This is a genomic window from Deltaproteobacteria bacterium (assembly GCA_019310525.1).
Lineage (GTDB): Bacteria > Desulfobacterota > DSM-4660 > Desulfatiglandales > HGW-15 > JAFDEE01.
The window spans coordinates 1-19,417 of record JAFDEE010000091.1 but is presented as its reverse complement, the minus strand read 5'-3'; the positions used below and the strand labels follow the sequence as shown (position 1 = coordinate 19,417).

Sequence of the window (19,417 nt, the reverse complement as noted above, 5' to 3'; positions counted from 1 at the left end):
CGGGGTGTACCACAGGTCGAAGGTGAACTTGTTCTTCTCGTTGTAGCCCTTGGAAGCGAGCAGTTCTTTGGCCTTTTTCACGTTGCCGTCACCATAGGCGGTCTTGAAAGCATCCAGAGGATCGCCGAAGGACTGTTTCAATTCATTAATTCATTAAACGGTCAAGCCCCGGCATTAAGCCAGCTTAGGTTCATCTGAATCCGGGGAGGAGTTCGAATCCCTACTTCCCCATTTTTTGCTTGATGAAATTCACAGGAAATTAGGGCCTTATTTTCCGCCAGATGGTCCCTGCTCGGGTATCCACCACTTCTATACCCCTCTCATTGAGTTCTTCACGTATCCTGTCCGCTGTGGCCCAGTCCTTCCTTTTGCGGGCCTCCTCCCTTTCCTTGATCAGTCGTTCCACCTCCGGATCTTCCTGCGGGTGTTCCAGGTCAAGAAATCCCAGGACCCCGTTAAGGGTCATTAAGATTTCCTCGATTTTCCCTTTGTCCTCCAGGGCGAGGCCGCTGCGGTCCATGATTCGGTTGATCTTCCCCGTAAATTGGAATAAGGCCGCCAGAGCCCGGGAGATATTCAAATCGTCGTCCATTGATTCCGTGAAGGCCTGCCTGAGGTCATAGATCAGTTGATCCATGTCCGGATGAGGGGCCCCCTCGCGGCAGAGGTGAAGTTTGCGGACGAATTTGTCCAGATGAGAAAGGGTGTTCTTGGCCGTATCCAGCTTAGTAAAGGTGAAGGAGAGAGGTTTTCGGTAAGGATGACTGATAAGGCAGTAACGGATTTCTCTCCCGGTGTAACCCTTCCGGATAAGGCTCCGGATGGTGTAAGTGCTGTCTTCCAGAGTCCCGGTAAGCTTTTTTCCGTCGATCATGACCAGTTCGTTGTGGATCCAGTAGTTGGCCGGGAGTTTCCCGGTAAGGGCCCGGCAGATGGCAATATCGTTTTCGTGGTGGGGAAACACGAGGTCGACGCCGCTGGTATGGATGTCATAGGTTTCGCCGAGGTATTTCATGGCCATGGCCGGACATTCCAGGTGCCAACTGGGCCGCACGTTCCCCCAGCGGGTTTGATAGAAGATGCCCCTCTTGAGCTCGTTCAGGGTGGATCGTTTCAGGAGGGTGAAGTCCCGGGGATTTTCCTTCTCGTACTGTTCCAGGTCCACCGTCTTTCCCACCCGGATCTTTTCCAGGTTGATGCGGGACAGCCTTCCGTAGTCCTTGAAACGGGAAATGTCGAAGTAGACGGAGCGGAATTTCTCGTATGCGTACCCTTTTTCCAAGAGCCGCTGGGTCAGGCGGATCATGTCTTCCACGTGCTCGCTTGCCTTCAGGTACCGGGTGGCCCTCTTGATCCGAAGGGTATCGAGGTCCTCGAGAAACGCCCTGTAGTATTGTTCTGTAAAATCTTTCAAGGGCATACCCGCTTTTTCCGCCCCGGCGATGGTCCGGTCGTCTAAGTCCGTGACGTTCATGATCAGGGTCACCTCATAGCCCTTGAACTCGAGGTAGCGCCTGAGCAGGTCGGCGAAAAGGAAGCGGCGGCATTGGGCGACATGAATATGCTGGCATAGGGTCGGGCCGCAGGAATAGATGCTGACCCGCTTTTCCTCGATGGGAACGAATTCCTCCTTCCTGCGGGTAAAGGTGTTGTAAAGAAAAAGTCCTGATTTCTTGACATCCGCGAAAAGGGAAGTGCTCAGGTAACGTTCGCCGCCATCCGGAAGAATGACCACGATTCGCCCCCTCTTTATTTCCCCGGCGATCCTGATGGCCCCTGCAACCGCCGCCCCGGAACTCATCCCCGCGAAGATTCCCTCCATCTTTGCAAGCCTCCGGGCCGTATCAAAGGCCTCCTCATCACTGATGTGGATCATCTTGTCAACGCGGTTTTTATCGAAGATTCCCGGGCGGTAGGATTCCTTTAGGTTTTTCAGACCCTGGATCTTATGCCCCAGGTATGGTTCCACTCCCACGATGGTGACGTTTGGGGCGATTTCCTTGAACCGCCTTGAGAGGCCCATCAGGGTGCCGGTCGTCCCGATGGTGGCGACCACTGCGTCGAGGGCCTTCCCGGTCTGTTCCCAGATTTCCATTGAGGTGAAGCGGTAGTGGGCCATCCAGTTCGAGGGGTTGTTGAACTGGTCTGCAAGCCAATACTTGCCAGGTTCCTCCCTCATGAGATTGTAGACGTACTCGATGGCCCCATCCGTGGAGAGGTGGGCGGGTGTGAATTTCAATTCGGCCCCCATGGCCCGGAGGATCTTTTTCCGTTCCTCGCTCACTGACTCGGACATGACCAGGAGCACCCTGTATCCCTTGACCGCGGCTACCAGAGAGAGGCCGATACCCGTATTCCCACTGGTGGCCTCGAGGATTATCTTGTCCTTAGTCAGTTCCCCCTTCTCTTCGGCATCCTCGATCATCCCCAGGGCGGCCCGGTCCTTGACCGATCCGCCGGGATTGAATGACTCAAGTTTTGCGAGGATTTCCACCTCTTTAAAGGGGTTGATCTTTCTCAGGGGAACGAGGGGCGTTCCGCCGATCTGGTCCAGGATATTGCCGTATCTTTTTCTGTTCATGAATGATATTCTCCCCATGGTCCCGGCACCGGGGATGGATGTTTCCCATGAATTCCGAATGGGGTGGTAAGGTATCCCATCGTGTGGGCATTTTCAACAGGGAAATGCATCCTTGTAATAGACCGGCATCGAATTTAGCGGACCGAAAAGAGAGGTCCCACGGGAGACCTGCGGCTTATCGAACTCGATTTGTTGAACATTTTTCCCCACTGCACTTGACATTTCCCGTGCAGTAGTTATTTTTCATCAAATTCTATTCAGGCCAGACCAATGCCCTTTTAAATTTTAAAAGGGTTAATACCTCCCGGTTTTAAGAATATTGATATGGACCTTACCCCTGCATGAGTCCTCATTGGGATGGAGAGGTTTGAAAAGAAACATTCCAGGGATTCCTGTGGGGCGGAGTGTTTTAACCATCATTCTATTTCATAAATGAGGAGGAGATGTTTGAAATGAAGATCAGGCCATTACAAGATCGTGTTATTGTCAAGAGGGTTGAAGAGGAAGCAAAGACAAAGGGCGGCATTATCATTCCTGATACGGCCAAGGAGAAGCCGATCGAGGGAAAAGTGGTGGCTGTCGGGAACGGGAAGGTCCTTGACAGTGGGGAACGCCAGCCCCTGGAGGTGAAAGTGGGCGACAGGGTCCTTTTCGGGAAATACGCCGGCACAGACATTAAGATCGATGGCGAAGAGCACCTGATCATGCGGGAAGACGATATTATTGCCATAGTCGAATAGGCATCCCGGGGATGCGCGCATGAGTTGTGATTTCAATTTTTTCTAAGGAGGAGATACGGATATGGCGAAAGAGATCAAATATAGCCAGAAGGCCAGAGAATCGATGTTAAAGGGCGTAGATACGCTTGCCAATGCGGTGAAAGTGACCCTGGGACCCAAGGGGAGGAACGTCATTCTCGAAAAAACCTTTGGATCACCCAATATCACCAAAGACGGTGTTACGGTGGCAAAGGAGATCGAGCTGGAGGACAAGTTCGAGAATATGGGAGCCCAGATGGTCAAGGAGGTTGCCTCCAAAACATCGGATGTGGCCGGTGACGGCACCACAACTGCGACGGTCCTGGCCCAGTCCATCTATCGGGAGGGTTCCAAACTGGTTGCTGCCGGTGTCAATCCGATGGCCATCAAGAGGGGAATCGATAAGGCGGTTGAGGCCGCGGTCGAGGAGTTGAAGAAGCTCTCCAAGGCCACCAAGGACCAGGAAGAGATCGCCCAGGTAGGAACCATTTCCGCCAATAATGACGACACCATCGGGAATATCATCGCCGAGGCCATGAACAAGGTCGGCAAGGAAGGCGTGATCACGGTGGAAGAGGCAAAGAGCATGGAGACCACCCTTGAAATCGTCGAGGGTATGCAGTTCGATCGAGGTTACCTTTCTCCTTACTTCGTGACGGATCCCGAGAAGATGCAGGTGAGCCTGAGTGAACCCTACATCCTGCTTCATGAGAAGAAGATCAGCAACATGAAGGACTTGATTCCCATTCTGGAACAGATTGCGAAGATGGGGAAACCCTTGCTGATCATCGCCGAGGATGTGGAAGGGGAGGCCTTGGCCACCCTGGTGGTGAACAAGCTCAGGGGGACGCTGCAGTGCGCCGCCGTTAAGGCTCCTGGATTTGGTGACAGGAGAAAGGCCATGCTGGAAGACATCGCCATCCTGACAGGAGGGCGTGTCATTTCCGAAGATATCGGATTCAAGCTTGAAAACGTGACTCTGAATGATCTGGGAACCGCCAAAACAGTGAATATCGACAAGGACAACACCACCATCGTTGACGGTGGCGGGACCCGAAAGGACCTGGAGGGGCGTGTCAAGCAGATCCGGGCCCAGATCGAGGAGACCACCTCGGATTATGATCGTGAAAAACTCCAGGAAAGGCTTGCCAAGCTGATCGGCGGCGTTGCCGTGATCAACGTTGGGGCTGCGACCGAGCCTGAAATGAAAGAGAAGAAGGCCAGGGTCGAGGATGCCCTCAATGCCACCCGGGCGGCTGTGGAAGAAGGGATCGTGCCCGGTGGCGGTGTGGCCCTTGTGCGGTGCATCAATGTCCTCTCCAAACTGAAGCTGGAAGGCGAAGCCCAGAGCGGTGTCAAGCTTGTCATGAGGGCCTTGGAGGAACCGTTGCGCCAGATCGCCAACAATGCCGGCGAGGAAGGCTCCGTGGTGGTTGAAAAGGTCAAGGAAGGAAAAGGGGCCTTTGGATTCAATGCGGAGACCGGTGAATACGAAGACCTCATGAAGGCAGGGATCATCGACCCGACCAAGGTGACCCGTTTCGCCCTCCAGAATGCCGCATCCGTATCTTCCCTGCTCCTGACCACCGAGGCTATGGTGGCGGAAAAGCCCAAGGAGAAGGAAGAGACGCCTGGAATGCCCGGAGGCGGTATGGGGGGCATGGGCGGCATGATGTAGCAATTTCCTGATCAACGATCAGGGTACTCCCCAATAGGGAGGGTCCCTTACCATACACAAGGCCGCACCCCGATGAAAGGACCGGGGGCGGCCTTTTTTCCCTTATGTATCTGGCTTGGCTGATCCTTCCAATCCAAGCTTTTTCTTGACCTTCCCGCTGAATCAACCCATAATTAAACCCTTCTATACTTTGTTTCCTTCTCGTCTGGGGGGAGCCTCTCTGCCTGTTTCAAATCCCCGCACAATATGCGGGTCAGAGTCCTTTTTCCGTCATGTCCAAATATGCCGTCACCGGAGGTGAATGAGATGCGTGAATTTTTCGTGGCGCTTGGTGCGTTGGGTCTGGCCGCTCAAGCCTTTATCGGTCTTACGTTCTTTATCTCCTCGATCGCGGAGAAAGAGAGGCGGGCGACCGTCTTCGGCGGAATCCAGTTCGCCGGGATGTTGGGTCTTCTCATCATTTTTCTGATACTTTGGGGAAAAGGGTTTTTCTTCACCTCTACCGGTCTAGTCGTCCTGGTCCTGGGCTATGCCCTTGCCTGTTTCTCGGGTTTCCTTTTTCTCCACAGAACTCCATCCAATCCCCATGCCCTGAAAGGCACCCTGGGACTGGTTCAGGGGGAGGTGAAGCGGTTCGATGAAAGGGATCAGGTCTTTGCCCGAAACCGTGCCCTCAGGCCGGGCTCACCTGAGTATAAGACTTACTACCAGGAGCACCCCGAACACGAGGAATATGACAAAAAGCGGAGGGCTATGGGAGGACCCCTAGGCAGCATCGGCTCTGTTGATGGAGAAAAGGGGGCTGTAAACGTGGAGGCGACCCTGGCATGTGTCGCCATTCCCCAGAGTTTTTCCACTCCCGATAAGTTCAAGCCCAAACCCATGCCCAATCCCATGTACCGCCCCGAAAGCGGGGACGGGGGTGAAAATCGTTACTCCCTCAGCCCCGAAGAGGCCACGGAAAGGATCAAGGGGTATACCCTGAAGCTCGGAGCCGACCTGGTGGGCATAACCAAGGTGAATCCCTTATGGGTCTATTCCCATAAGGGAGAGATCTTTAACGAAAACTGGGAGGATTGGGGCAAGGAGATCCAGCCTGACCCTTATGCCGTTGTGTTTGCAACCGAGATGGAGTTCGACATGGTAGGAACCGGCCCCCATACGCCGACGGCCCTGGAAAGTATGCGTAATTACGCGAAGGGAGCTTTCATCGCCACCCAGTTGGCCCGATTCATAGCAAACCTTGGGTACTCCGCCACGGCCAATCACCTCAGGCATTATGAGGCCTTGATGGTCCCCCTCGCGGTGGATGCCGGCCTGGGGGAACTATCGAGGATGGGTTACTTGATCACAAAGGAGTTCGGTCCCCGTGTCCGGCTGGGTGCCGTGACCACGGATCTCCCTCTGGTCCCGGATAAGCCAATCGATATCGGTGTAGAGGATTTTTGTGCGATTTGCCGGAAGTGCGCGGACTGCTGCCCCTCGGCCTCCATACCGGAAGGCGAGCAGACGGTTCACAATGGGATCTTGCGATGGAAGTTGAATGAAGAAACCTGCTTCGAATACTGGGGGAAAGTGGGAACAGACTGTAACGTCTGTATGAGGGTGTGTCCCTGGAGCCATGCCAGAACCTTCCCCCACAAGGTGATTGTGGAGCTCATTTCGAGGAATCGATACGCAAGGCGGCTTTTTTCCTACATGGATGACATCTTCTATGGAAGGCGGCCCAAGGCCAAACCTGCACCCCGTTGGGCATACTACCACTGATGCGGCAAGCCAGGCTTTTTGTCATCATTAGAAAAGAAGAAAAGGGTAAGGCTCTCCGTGGTGGAGAAATGATCGGATGCAGGTTCCCCGGACCCTAGGCTACATTTGCGAGTTCAACCGTCCCTTCCCTTTGAAGCAGTTCGTCGATGTCCAGGAGAATCGTCACACCTTCCGACCTCTTGGCCAACCCGAGGATGTAGCCGGTATTGACGGAGCGTCCGAAACTGGGGGCGTCCTCCACCTCTTCCTCCTTGATTTCCGTTACCTCCCAGACCTTGTCCACCACGATTCCCATCAGGCTGGATCCTGTAAGGCCCGCCACTTCCACCACGATGATACAGGTCCGGTCGGTGTAATCAAGGGGTTCCATGGAGAATTTGAGGCGAAGGTCGATAACCGGGATGACCTTTCCCCTGAGGTTGATGACTCCCTTCATGTGTTCGGGCATCTGGGGGATGGGTCGAATAGGCATCATACCGATGATTTCCCGGACATCCAGGATCCCGATACCGTATCGTTCATCCCCGATTCCAAAGGTCAGGTATTTACCCTCACGGCTGATGGTGGGCTGCTCCGCCTGGACGGCCTGGAAACGATCAAGGGGTGCCGGGGTTTCCCTCTCTTCTCCATCCGCATCCCCCTGGATCGAATAGGTGAGTTCGGGCTTGTCCATCGGCCCAATAGTCCGGGAGGGGGCGGGCAGATCCTTGTGGGCTTCCTCTGCAAACCGGGTGTCCACAAAAGATTCCAGGTCGATGATACGCCCGATACCCATTTTTTGGGTCATGTATCGCTGAATGGCGTCGAGATCTTCCAGGACGGGAAAGAGGTTGTCCGTCCTGATGCCCTTGGGATCCGTTAGCACGGATTTAAGGAGGGAGGATTTCAGTCCCAGTTGCCCGTCCGGGTCCAGAAATTTTACGGCGATTTCCGAGGCCCGGTCCGGATTTTCCCCGATGAAACGCCCAGCTTCCACCAGCATATGGCTGAATTCATGGACGGCGTCAGGGTACTTTCCCATGAACTCCTCCCGAAAGACGGCCACACAACAAGGGTGGTTGTCCCAGAGTTCGCTTGAGAGGATCTGGCGTTCCGCAATACCTGCCGCTATGGCCCTGGACCCGATGGGTTCGGCCACCATGAACCCGCAACTTTGGGGATTCTCCGATAGGAACTCGGGCATTTTTACCGGCGGGACGACGTCGAAAAGAACGTTTACAGCCTCCTTTCCGGCCAGACCGGGCTTGAGACCCATCTGGGTGAAATACATGTGGGCCAGCATGTTATGAATGGACATCTTGTGGGGGATAAAAAAGGTCTTGTGCTTGAAGAACTGCTGGAAAGGCTTGCGGTATTCTTGAGAACGGGTCCGCACCAGGATACTGCCGTTTCTGTGGGTGAACATGATCAGCCTGAGCGGTACCCCGTAGTTAAAAAGATCCATGGCCGTTGGGGCGAGAATGAATGCAGCATCCACATTTCCCTTTTCAAGGGCCCGTTGAACCGGGTTCCAGCCCGGCATGCACAAGGTCTCAAGGGCGAAATGGTCAGGATTCTTTTGCCCGGTTTCGATCATATCCTTCATGATCCCGAGTGTGAGGTGATCGGTGATTTGTATGTGGGCGATTCGGAGCCGGACCTTCCCTTCCTCGTCTACTCTCGGAAGTCTTTCTCCGGTTTCTTCAGGTTCCACCTTGATCCCGAAGGCCTCTTTGATTTGAGTGCCCAGGTCCTCCGGTGTGAAAGGCTTCGCCACAACCCCGTTGGCCCCGGCCTCGAGGGCCATGGCAACGTATTCCTTGTCTCCCTGGCCTGTGGCCATGATGAAAGGAATGTGTTTGTAAGCCTCCTCCGAGCGGACGCTTTTAAGTAGTTCGAGCCCGTCCATGTTGGGCATGGCCCAATCGCTGATTATGAGCTGGATGCCCTTTTCTTCCCCGAGTTTTTCCAGGGCGTCCCGGCCGTCCACGGCCTCGATGATATTTTGGTATCCGAGTTGCTTAAGGATCTTGATTTCCATCTTCCGCATGGTTGAAGCATCTTCAACAAGCAATATCTTGGTATCGGCGTCGGGTTTCATCCTTTCTCCCCTCCTTTTTTGCCGGGATATATGGGTACCCCTGGATGGAGGCACCAGGCACCACTAAGGGTTGCTGATGTGAAAGCAAGTTGCAAAAAGCAGACCATGTCCGCCGTATAGGGATAATCCGCCGGCCCCTGAAAGAGAGGACAAAACAGCGCCTTTAGTCACCAGACCCCATCGATCCCTTGCCCTTTTAAAACCTTCAAGCCTTTTCGAACCGGAATGGTTGTTGACTTGTCCCTAAACTGAGCGTTTCAACATTTTGATGAGATTCTTTTATTTAGATATATCAAAAGAGTACATGGTAGTGTCCGATAAGGTATCATAACCTGTAAGGTCAAAGAGCATGCTATATGTATCTTTTTCAAATCATCAAATTTTGAAACCCTTCGGGATTTCCGATTTTACAGGATCTGCTGCGTTGCCTGCCTCAGGCAGGTCTCCTGAAAACTCGGAATCGCTCAATTTAGGTTGTCATTTCATTGACGGAAGAGTTTTGGTTTCGTCAAGCATCCGTCGGCGGGATTCACTTTCCGAGGAGGTGTCGGATGAAAAGGGGAGCTTCATTTTCCCGGCAGCCGGCCTCTCTCCCTGTCCCTAAGGAGGAGATGCTCCAGGATCATGACCATGACGATGCCGGTCACCAGTCCGTTGGCGAAGAAGACTCGGAAAGGACCGGGGAGATCGTCGATGAGACCGGGAGGGAGAAACCCGACAAGGGTGCCCAGGAGGAGGGGCAGACCTGTGACAAAATAGTCCCTTGAGCGGATTCTGCGGGAGGAAATGATCGTGATTCCGGCACCAACCTGTGCGCCCATAGCGATACACAGGGCGGCTCCCACCACGGGTGCAGGAACCAGGGCCAGGAGGGCGGCCAATTTGGGGAGAAAGGCGGCGGCCAGAATTATCAGCCCGCAATAGGTCACGGTGAATCGGCTGGCTACGCGGTTAACCAGGACCAGGCCCGGACCGGTGCTGTAACTCACGGTTCCCACGACACCGAGAAGCCCGCAGCATATCCCGGAAAGACCGTTTAGAAAGATTCCGCGACGAGTAGCGCCGGGCAGCCTCACCCCGTCCGTGATGCCGGCGATTCCTTGCAGGCTGCCAAGGCTGTTGACCATGACGGCCAGGTAGGCGAATCCGAAGGCAAGAGCGGTGGCGAAATCCAGGGATGGAGGAAAAGAGATCCCCCGGGCGGAAAAGGAAAACAAAGGGGCCTCGATCAACTCCTGAAATTCGAGTCGGCCGAGGAAATAGAACAGGAGTGAGCCCGCGATCATGCCGAGAAGGAGGGAAAGGGTCTTCCATATTCCCCTGAGCCAATAGGAAAGGGTGGCGATGGACAGAATCAGCCCGATGCTGATGGCAAAGATGAGGCCTTGCCCTTGGGGATGGGACTGATCGATGCCGGAGAGGAATCGGAGGAGCGGTGGGAGCAGACCGAAGGCGATGAGCATCAGGATGACTCCCACCACGTTCGGGGTGAAGAGAACAGTGATCCGTTCCAATTGCCCTGAGAGGACCGCGAGGACCAGCAGGGCGCCTCCTAGAATCATGCCTCCCTGAAGGGTCGGGAGTCCGTGGGGAGCCAGAATGATGAAGGTGAGGACCAAGGCCGTGGAAGGGCCTTCCACGAGGGGAAAGCGGTGTCCCCAAAGGGTCTGAATGATGGTGAAGAGACCCGAAACAAAAAGGGTGAGCTGGAGGAAGCGGATTGTGCTTTCGGGTCCTAATCCAAGTGGAGGAGCAACCAAGGCGGCCGTGATGATAAAGGCCGGAAACACCACGAAAGCCCACTGAAGGCCGTATAGCAAGGCGTAACGGAGCGGGGGATGGTCGTCGAGGTCGTAAATATAGGAGAGATCGGACATGGTATTCGCTTTGGAGTTATCATAGCACAGGTTAATGTCGTTTCCCAAGAGAACCCTTGAGTGTAATGTGGCCGCTTCGGTCCTAGGACCAGGAAAGTAAACTACTGTCGGCTGAAGCCGATAGTTTCAGGGGTCAAGGGGTCCCCAAGGGGCAAGTGAAAATCATTTTTCCTTAAATCCCGATTTCTCACTCGAGTCCTGGACCCCTTGAATCCTTGAGCCCTACTCAAAAAACGATCCAATTAAACCCACATTATGCGTTAATAATGAAATTGATTTTTATTGCAATATCACTATTGTCCAAAATAGGATTTGTCGCTCCAAGCAGAGGCTTCGGATTTTCTCCGGAGCGGGCGTATTTCGGCCCTGAATCAGGACAGATGAAGGGCCGAAATCCGCAGTGAGCGGAGCCATGGACGGCGTAGCAGCCTCTGCTTTCTGCTGGCCTGCAAAAAACCTGAATTTGAAAGAAACCGTTATGTATGACTATCTATCTGATTTTATTATTAATGAATAGCAAAACAATTCTATTCTAGACAGCAATGTTGCAATATGTTGAAGCATTCTGACAGCATCCAATGGGCGAAGGGTAAAGGGATGTCGTTCGGAGGCTCCCGGGCTGGTGTTTTCAGCGGCTTATCAGCGGGGGACACCTGCCCCCTCCGCATTCTCCCGCTCTAAGAAGAGCGTGAGCTGCGGCTTCCCCCACTGATAATCCCGCCAGTCACTTCAGAAAAGGAGCCATCGGCCCCTGCTCAAACCATCCTTCCAAGGAGAAACAGACTGAAAACATCAAGCCTCGGTAATCGGGAATTTCAACCGTAACTGACTCTCTTTAGTGAATGACAATGGACCTTTTCCCCGGCCCTTTCTGGAGTAAGTATTTCACCTGAAAACCATTGCCTGCACCACCGGGAGAAGGGGCATGGGGATCTTTTCGGAAGTGACCTGTTGGGAGGCCTGCCAGACAGCAGCAGGTAAACCTTCGTTATTTCAAGGGGTTAGGGATGGGGGAAACCCCGGCTCCCGCTTGTAAAAGCGGGAGATCGGCGGAGGGGGCAAGACTCCCCCGTCACTAACCCCTTGAAATAACCAGGCCGTGAGACTCGGGAACGAGGAAAAGATCCCCATGCCCCTTCGATCTAAGCCAACGTTCCCCTTTCCCCCCATAATTCTGGCGGGCAGGCATTCACGCATAATTTGGGTTAAAGTCTTTGCTTGCAGGCGAGGGATCTTCTCCCATTCCCGGATTGGGGCATCAAAATCAACCCGTGGTTTTCTTTGTTCCCAAGGGAAAGCCTGGAATGAAATGAACCTTGACGTTTTCCTTTTGCCTGTCCTATGTTAACTGCAATGGGAGTCCCGGGTGCTTTTTCCCCTGAAGCCTGCTCCCCGCCGACCCCTGGATCGGAATACCCTTTGAGCAAGTCGAGATCAAGCCTCGGGAATAAGTCCGAGGCGGACCTCGGTCCCATGGGAAGGCTCGAGTGCCGCGAGGGTGGCTGCCATCGAATCCACAGGCAACAACAGGAAACGGTTCATACAGTCCCTCCTTTCAAGCCCGGCCCGCTTGACCCTGGTAGGGTTTGCTACCCTTATTTTTGTCGGAGCTGATTTGCTCATGCTCCCCTGGGCCACCCGTGAGGGGGGAATAGGTTTCATCGATGCCCTGTTTACCTCCACATCCGCTGTTTGCGTGACGGGCCTGACCGTAGTGGATACCGGAGGCACCTTTACTCGCCTTGGCCAGATCATCCTTCTCGTCTTGATCCAGATCGGGGGACTGGGCTTCATGACCGTTTCGACCCTGCTTCTCCTGATCGCCGGCAGGCGTCCGGGCCTCTCGGGGCAGGCTGTCGTCCAGGATACCTTTACCTATTCCAGGGATCGCACTCTCCCCTCCATCATAAGGGACGTGGTTCTTTTTACCTTAGCCATCGAAGGGGCGGGAACGATTTTGATGTTTTTCCTCTTCCTGCATGAACGGGGAGCGGAGAGTGCCCTTTACTCATCGGTTTTCCACACTATCAGTGCCTTCTGCAACGCAGGATTTTCCCTTTTCCCGGACAGCTTCCTCCGGTATCGGGAGGATTGGGCCCTGAATCTGCTCATCTGTTTCCTGATCATATCCGGCGGGATCGGGTTTCCGGTCCTCTCCGACCTCCGGCATGGCTTTTCTTACAAGCGCCGGAAATGGTCCCGCCTGAACCTGCACTCGAAGATGGTTTTATCGACTACGTTTTTGCTCCTTTTGTCCGGGACCCTCCTGATCCTGCTCATGGAGTACCGCAATACCCTGGCCTCCCTCTCTTCACCCGCCAAGATCCTGGCCGCTTTTTTCCAGTCTGTAACCGCCAGGACGGCTGGATTCAATACCTTGCCCGTGGGGAACATGGCAAACGAGACTCTGTTTCTCCTGATTCTGCTCATGTTCATCGGGGCGTCTCCCGGCTCCTGCGGGGGTGGAATTAAAACCACCACTTTTTCCACCCTGTTGGTGTTGGGGATGTCACGGCTCCGGGGACACGAATACCCGAATGTCTTCGGCCGAACCGTTTCCGAAATCAGCATCAGCAAGACAGTCAGCATTGTCATGATAAGCATGTTGGTGGTTTTCGCGGGGACCCTGCTCCTGCTGATGACGGAACTTGGAGGGGTTTCCCACCTGGCGAGCAGGGGCAGCTTCCTGGAATTCTTTTTTGAGGTGGTAAGCGCTTTCGGCACGGTGGGATTGAGCACGGGGGTGACCGGGACGCTTTCCTCCTGGGGAAAATTCATAATTACCCTGATCATGTTCGTCGGACGACTGGGGCCCTTGGTGGTGGCCGCGGCCGTCAGCCGCCGCATGGTGGCCAGGTTCCGGTACGCGGAAGAGGGCATCATGGTAGGATGAGGTCAGTCATGGGACAATTCACCATTATAGGACTCGGAAATTTCGGATATTACCTGGCAACCCACCTCTATCACAAGGATCACGAGGTCCTGGCCATAGATAAAGATCAGGACAGGGTCCAGGAGATCAAGGACGGGGTGACTCAGGCCGTGGTTGCGGACGCAACGGACCGAAAAGCCCTGGAATCGCTGGGAATCAGGAGCATGGATGCCGTTGTGGTTTGTATCGGTTCGTCCCTGGACGCATCCATCCTGGTCACCTTGAACCTAAAGGAAATGGGAGTGGAGAAGGTCCTGGCCAAGGCGATTTCAGAACCCCATGGAAGGATCCTTGAGAGAATCGGTGTAACGGAGGTCCTTTTCCCTGAAAAAGATACCGCAATAACCCTGGCTGAGAGACTTCATAATCCCAATCTCCTGGACTTTCTGCCCCTTGTGGAAGGATATAGCCTGGTGGAGTTGATACCTCCCAAGGGCTTCATCGGAAAGGCATTGAAAGAATTGAACCTCATCAATCGTTACGGGGTCCAGGTGGTTGCAATCAAGGAAGTGATCCCGGACCGTTTAAACATGATCCCTACCGGTCATTTCGTCCTGAAAGACAGCGATATCATGATTCTCCTCGGACCGAACGAGTCCCTTGAAAAATTGAAGGAGAAGGAAGTCTGATCCTTCTAACGTCGAGGAGGGGGGAAGGATCTATATGGGCCTCCGGGAAGACTCGTTGGACATGCAGGTTACCGAAAGGCAATACGACGTCCTGGTAGTGGGTGGCGGGGGTGCGGCGCTGACAGCGGCCTCCGGGGCCGAGGGAGTCTCTGTGCTGGTGGTGTCCAAGGATCCCATCGGGTGCGGGGATACAAAGATATCCGAGGGTGGGATAACGGTCCTTGGAAGCGGCAGCGCGGACGACTCCGAGGAGATCCTCGCCTCCAACATGAGATTGAAGGGCCGGGACCTGGCAGAGGAAGAGATCGTGCGGGCCTTTGCCCTGGACTCGAGGGAAGGATACCTATGGCTGCTTTGTCATGGTCTTCGGCCCTATATGAAGGTGGATGGAAGCGGACCGCTGCCGTATCCCGTCCCCATGGGCGGACATGACCGTGCCCGGGCGATTCCCCATCCCCAGGGAGGTTTGTCCTTTTTTCACGCCTTTCGGGAGACCTATCCGGCAGGGGGCTATGAATTGTTGCAGGACGCTTGGTTCCTGGATCTGATTATCGAAGAAAGGGGAGGGAAGCGGCACATCGCGGGCGGTCTGGTGTACCACGCGGCCAGCGGCTGTTTTCTTGCCCTGCGCAGCCGCGCCGTGATCCTGGCCACAGGGGGGCTTGGGACATTGTTTTCCCCCAACACAGACAACATGAGGGGGAACACGGGCGATGGATACGCGATCGCCGCAAGGGCAGGGGCCTCTCTCGTCGACATGGAACAGATTCAATTCATCCCATTCGCCCTGGTGGGACCGGGTTCCTTAAAGGGACTCTTTGTGGGTGAACCTGCTTCCGCGGGGCCTTTTGGGGTCCTGAGAGACAAGGACGGAAAGGTTCTGCTCTCCGGCCTGATGCACCGGACCCGTGCCGAAGTGGCCGGAGTTATGGCAAGGGCCGTTTCCTCTGGGCGGGGCACGGAGCGCGACGGTTGTCTTCTTGATCTCCGGCAGAATGTGAGAGGTGAGTCGGGAGGACTTTACTATAGGATCTTCGCCGAAAGGATGGGGAAGCAAATCTCTCTTGTGCGAAGGGCCATGGGAGAGCGGGCGGCTAGGCTGGAGGAACCCTGGGAGGTCCAACCCAGCGCCCATTACTGCATGGGAGGGATCCTCGTGGACAGCAGGGGAAAGTGTGTCGGCGAAGGGGCGCCTGAAGGCCTGTTCGCGGCCGGGCAGGCAGCAGGTGGACTCCACGGCGGTGATCGGTTGGCCGGAAATTCCCTTGCGGAGTGCATTATTTTCGGAATCCGGGCGGGAAGGGAGGCGGCGCGTCATGCGCGGGGCTCAAAGAACGCCGATCCCGCGGTTTTCCGGGACCTATGGCGGGAGGTCGCCGCGCCATACCTGAGACGGCTGGGGCAAAAGGGAGGACATGTCCCCGGTGCCTTGACGGGCAGGCTTCAGAAGGCCGCATGGGAGTGCCTGGGACCGGCCCGGACAGGAGCGGGGTTGGAAGAGTTCCTGAAAACAAAAGAGATCATCCGCCGTGGCCTTTCCGATTCAGCGGTTTCTGCCGAAACCCTCTGGAACCAGGATTTCATCGATTGGATCGAGTTGGAAAATATGCTCTTTTCATCCGAGGTCGTGGCCCGGTCGGCCTTTCTCCGGAAAGAGAGCCTGGGGGCCCACTTGCGCGTGGATGGAAGGCGGAAAAAAAGGGAGGTACGCCGCCCGCCTTACTCGATACGGGCCGCCTGGAAGGGAGGGAAGTGGACCATGGGAACCATACTCCGCGAACCCAGCCCTTGGACGGCTCGTCTGAAGGACCGGTATCGCGTGCTGGGTCTTCGTCTCGGAACGGGTTTTCTTCATGCCCTCCCCTTTCCCCTCCGGGAGAGGATTCTCCTTGGAACTTACGGGAAATGGCTCAGCGGCAAATGAAGGCTCAGGATATGGAAAAACCTTTCATGGAGGTATTTCTGCTCCGCGGTCGTGGAGGTCCGGAACCCGTGGCTCAAAAAAGGGTGGCATACTGGTACACCCTTCAAGCCGGTGAGCGACCAACGGCATTGGACGTGCTCAAGCGGGCAAAGGAGGAGCTGTTTCACGACCTTTCCTTTCGCTATGGCTGCAGAAACCAGAGGTGCGGGCTGTGCACCCTTGAGATCAACGGAAGGGCGGCCCTGGCCTGCAGGAGTGAGGTGAAAGACGGAGACACCCTGGGTCCCCTTCGGGCCCTTCCCTTGATACGGGATTTTGTCGTGGACCGTTCGGGAATAGAAGAAAAACTCCGGGGACTTGGGAGAGGCCCGGCAAGGGGGGGCGGAGGGCCGTCCTCCTCTCCATCGGCGTCTTTTGTGAGTCTTACCCGATGTATCGCCTGTTACGCCTGCCTTAATGGGTGTCCTCTCCAGGGAGAGAGTACAGGCGTCCGGCCCTCCAATTCCCTCCTTCCCGAGCAGGCCGACCGTTTGAAAACTGATCACCATCCCCGGGGCGATCCCCATACTTTCCTGCGGCTGCGGAGGATTATGGAAGATCGGGAAGGCCCGCCGGGGCTCGCGGAGGATGCTCTTTCATGGGCGGTGAAACTGGGGCTTGAAACCTGTGCTTCGTGCGGGAAATGCAGGTGCCTGATGGGGATCAATCTGATGGATGAGGTGATCCATCCCCTGTTGCGGGCTGCGGCGATCGTATGAGGGTTGGAGATGCTCCCCAGCCCTTGAGGAAAGAGAGGCCCGGCCTATGAGATGGATTGTCATTATCTTGGTCTTCGCTGCCCTTTTCGGGTCAGTGCACTTCTATGCCTATCTGAAGGTGAAATCGGCCTTGGACATGGGGAAGGGGGCGTCTCTTACCCTTGCCCTTTTTATGGGGTTGATGGTTTTTTCCCCCGTTATCGTTCGGATCCTTGAAAGAATGGGGATGGAAACCGGCCCGAAACTGTTGGCCTGGCTCGGGTACACCTGGATGGGTTTCCTGTTCCTCTTTTTTTGTACCTCGGTGCTCTTGGATCTCTGGCGGTTAATCGCTTGGGTTGGACATGGTTTTTTTCAATACGATCATGGGTGGTGGACCCTTTCCCCGAAAGGCTCCTTTTTTTGGGCCCTTGCAGTATCGATCCCGGTCGGCCTGTACGCCCATTACGAGGCCGCTGCCATTCGAACCGAAAGGGTCACGATCCAGAGCCCGAAGATCCCCGCTCACCTGGACCGGCTCCGGATTGTCCAGGTTTCCGATATCCACCTGGGCCTGATGGTCAGGGAAAGACGCCTTAAAAGGATTCTTGGGAAAGTGATGTCAGCGAACCCTGATATACTCGTCTCCACCGGGGATCTCCTGGACGGTCAGGTTGACGACATCTCGAACATGATCGACATGTTCGGGCGCGTCCCGGCACGATACGGAAAATTCGCGGTCCTTGGCAACCATGAATATTATGCGGGGGTGGAGCGGTCGATAGCGTTCACCGAAAAGGCGGGATTCAAGGTGCTTCGGGATAAAACCGTGGTCATCCCCGGGATGATCTGTATAGCGGGCGCGGACGACCCGGCGAGGCGTCAATTCGGCCTAAAGGGAGAGGTTGTTTCCGAGGAGGACCTTCTTTCAAGAGTTCCTGGGGGTTGTTTTACGGTGCTGTTGAAGCATCGACCTTCGGTGAACCAGGCATCCATCGGGCTTTTTGATCTTCAACTATCCGGTCATACTCATAAGGGACAGATCTTCCCCTTTTCTCTCATCGTCAAGCTTTTCTATCCCATTGATGCCGGATTCATTCCCCTTTCCAATGGAAGCTTTCTTTACGTAAGTCGGGGGGCGGGGACCTGGGGTCCCATGATGCGATTTCTCGCTCCGCCGGAAGTGAGTGTCATCGACCTGGTTCACGGGGAGGGAGAAAGAGCGGTGGGAGAGAGGTACATGGAAAAATGAAAATCCACGGGACAGGAGAGATAGCAAGAGGATTTTATGCCCTCGGGGTGGCGGCCGTACCGGTATACCTCCTGGACGGCCCCCGCCCCGTCCTTTTTGATGCAGGTTTTGCCGCACTCGGCCCCCTTTACGTGAAGGAGATCAAGGCCGTGCTGGGGGGACGCCCCCTTACTCGTCTCTTTCTCACCCATGCCCACTGGGATCATCTGGGGGCTGCCGGTTACTACAAGTCTGTCTGGCCGAACATGATCGTAGCCGGTCCGTCTGCAATCAAAGAGACCTTGCGCCGTCCAAAGGCCCTTGAGCTCGTGGAGTCCTTGAATCGAAAGGCGGCAAGGGACCTCGAGCATTGGGGCGTGTCCCTGGATAGTCCTTGTCCTTTCAGGTCTTTCGTGCTGGATTTACCCTTGAATCCTCCCGAAAGGATCGAGCTTTCGAAAGACTGCCATGTAGAGGCCGTCCCCACCCCAGGCCATACCCGGGAACACACCAGTTACTGGATTCCTGAGAGAAGGATCCTTATCGCCTCGGAGGCGGTGGGGTGCGAACACGGAGGCCGGATTATCACTGAATTCCTCGTGGATTTCGATGCCTATTTGAACTCCCTGAAGAACCTCATCCGGTTGAAGCCTGAGATCCTGTGCCTGGCTCACGAATCGATTTTCACGGGTCCTGACGCCATGGACTACCTGAAGCGTTCTTTGAGGGAGGCCGAGTTGTTTGCAGATGAGGTGGAAAAGATGCTCATGGAAACTGGAGGAGATGTAGAGGAAACGGTTACCCGGATCAAGGCCCTTCAATGGGAGGATCTCCCCTATCCAAAGCAGCCGGAAGCCGCTTATCTTATCAACACCCGGGCCAGGGTCAGGCACATCCGTGCTCGATTGAAAAGGAAAAGGCGCTGATCAGGGCAGATATTTTTTGGGAGGGGCGGCTCATGGTCCAAGATATTCTTCGCTATGCCGGTGATGCCAAGGCAGGATCAAAGTGAGACCTTTGAAAAACGTTCAATTTTGTTCAAGGTCAAGGAAGGCGAAAATTTTAACCGCCCCGCTTGGTATACCAAGCGGCAGAGGCACCATACATTAAAGTATTTCGAGGATTCAGATTCCCCGGAGGCAGCGGAAAGCAGGGGCTGACATTTTCTCCGGAGCGGGCGTATTTCGGCCCTGAATCAGGATAGATGAAGGGACGAAATCCGC

General features: G+C 55.0%; 13 protein-coding genes. 9 read left to right on the top strand and 4 right to left on the bottom strand.

Translation table 11 applies throughout. The annotated features are described in order from the left end of the window. Together JRF57_13940 and JRF57_13935 are read right to left on the bottom strand one after the other, a co-directional pair. Nucleotides 1–141: hypothetical protein (locus tag JRF57_13940; GenBank protein MBW2304799.1), on the bottom strand; the 141-nt coding region annotated here is incomplete at its 3' end. Between the two features lie 118 nt (nt 142–259). Next, on the bottom strand, nt 260–2,581 hold the full coding sequence (locus tag JRF57_13935; protein MBW2304798.1) for a cysteine--tRNA ligase: 2,322 nt from the start codon (nt 2,579–2,581) through the stop codon (nt 260–262). Nucleotides 2,582–3,033: 452 nt separating this feature from the next. Here JRF57_13935 and groES point away from each other — a divergent pair, with 452 nt between their 5' ends. The 3 genes from groES (at nt 3,034) to JRF57_13920 (ending at nt 6,784) form a co-directional block, all read left to right on the top strand. After that, nucleotides 3,034–3,321, top strand: a complete 288-nt coding sequence (groES, locus tag JRF57_13930; GenBank protein MBW2304797.1) for a co-chaperone GroES — start codon at nt 3,034–3,036, stop codon at nt 3,319–3,321. Between the two features lie 61 nt (nt 3,322–3,382). Continuing rightward, the gene (groL, locus tag JRF57_13925) at nt 3,383–5,017 is read left to right on the top strand and encodes a chaperonin GroEL (GenBank protein ID MBW2304796.1); all 1,635 of its coding nucleotides are present in this window, start codon (nt 3,383–3,385) and stop codon (nt 5,015–5,017) included. 306 nt (nt 5,018–5,323) lie between these two features. Then, entirely contained in the window at nt 5,324–6,784 is a 1,461-nt protein-coding gene (locus tag JRF57_13920; GenBank protein MBW2304795.1) for a reductive dehalogenase, read from the top strand. Between the two features lie 94 nt (nt 6,785–6,878). On the opposite strand, the gene JRF57_13915 is transcribed toward JRF57_13920, so the two are convergent. Continuing rightward, nucleotides 6,879–8,864 (bottom strand): chemotaxis protein CheW, encoded by a 1,986-nt coding sequence (locus JRF57_13915; protein MBW2304794.1) that lies wholly within the window; start codon nt 8,862–8,864, stop codon nt 6,879–6,881. A gap of 566 nt (nt 8,865–9,430) precedes the next feature. After that, on the bottom strand, nt 9,431–10,789 hold the full coding sequence (locus JRF57_13910; GenBank protein MBW2304793.1) for a purine/pyrimidine permease: 1,359 nt from the start codon (nt 10,787–10,789) through the stop codon (nt 9,431–9,433). Between the two features lie 1,450 nt (nt 10,790–12,239). Between JRF57_13910 and JRF57_13905 the strand changes: the two genes are divergently transcribed. The 6 genes from JRF57_13905 (at nt 12,240) to JRF57_13880 (ending at nt 19,120) form a co-directional block, all read left to right on the top strand. Continuing rightward, nucleotides 12,240–13,634, top strand: a complete 1,395-nt coding sequence (locus tag JRF57_13905; GenBank protein MBW2304792.1) for a hypothetical protein — start codon at nt 12,240–12,242, stop codon at nt 13,632–13,634. Next, nucleotides 13,631–14,302: a TrkA family potassium uptake protein gene (locus JRF57_13900; protein ID MBW2304791.1), complete on the top strand. Its 672-nt coding sequence runs from the start codon at nt 13,631–13,633 to the stop codon at nt 14,300–14,302. The genes JRF57_13905 and JRF57_13900 overlap by 4 nt, the downstream gene beginning before the upstream one ends. Nucleotides 14,303–14,336: 34 nt before the next feature. Next, a complete protein-coding gene (locus JRF57_13895) occupies nt 14,337–16,226 on the top strand; it encodes an FAD-binding protein (GenBank protein ID MBW2304790.1) in 1,890 nt (629 codons plus the stop codon). 68 nt (nt 16,227–16,294) lie between these two features. Next, on the top strand, nt 16,295–16,984 hold the full coding sequence (locus tag JRF57_13890) for a hypothetical protein (GenBank protein ID MBW2304789.1): 690 nt from the start codon (nt 16,295–16,297) through the stop codon (nt 16,982–16,984). 46 nt (nt 16,985–17,030) lie between these two features. After that, nucleotides 17,031–18,215, top strand: coding sequence for a metallophosphoesterase (locus JRF57_13885; GenBank protein ID MBW2304788.1), 1,185 nt, complete (start codon nt 17,031–17,033; stop codon nt 18,213–18,215). Then, a complete protein-coding gene (locus JRF57_13880) occupies nt 18,212–19,120 on the top strand; it encodes an MBL fold metallo-hydrolase (protein ID MBW2304787.1) in 909 nt (302 codons plus the stop codon). Before JRF57_13885 ends, JRF57_13880 begins: the two co-directional genes overlap by 4 nt. Nucleotides 19,121–19,417 lie beyond the last annotated feature (297 nt).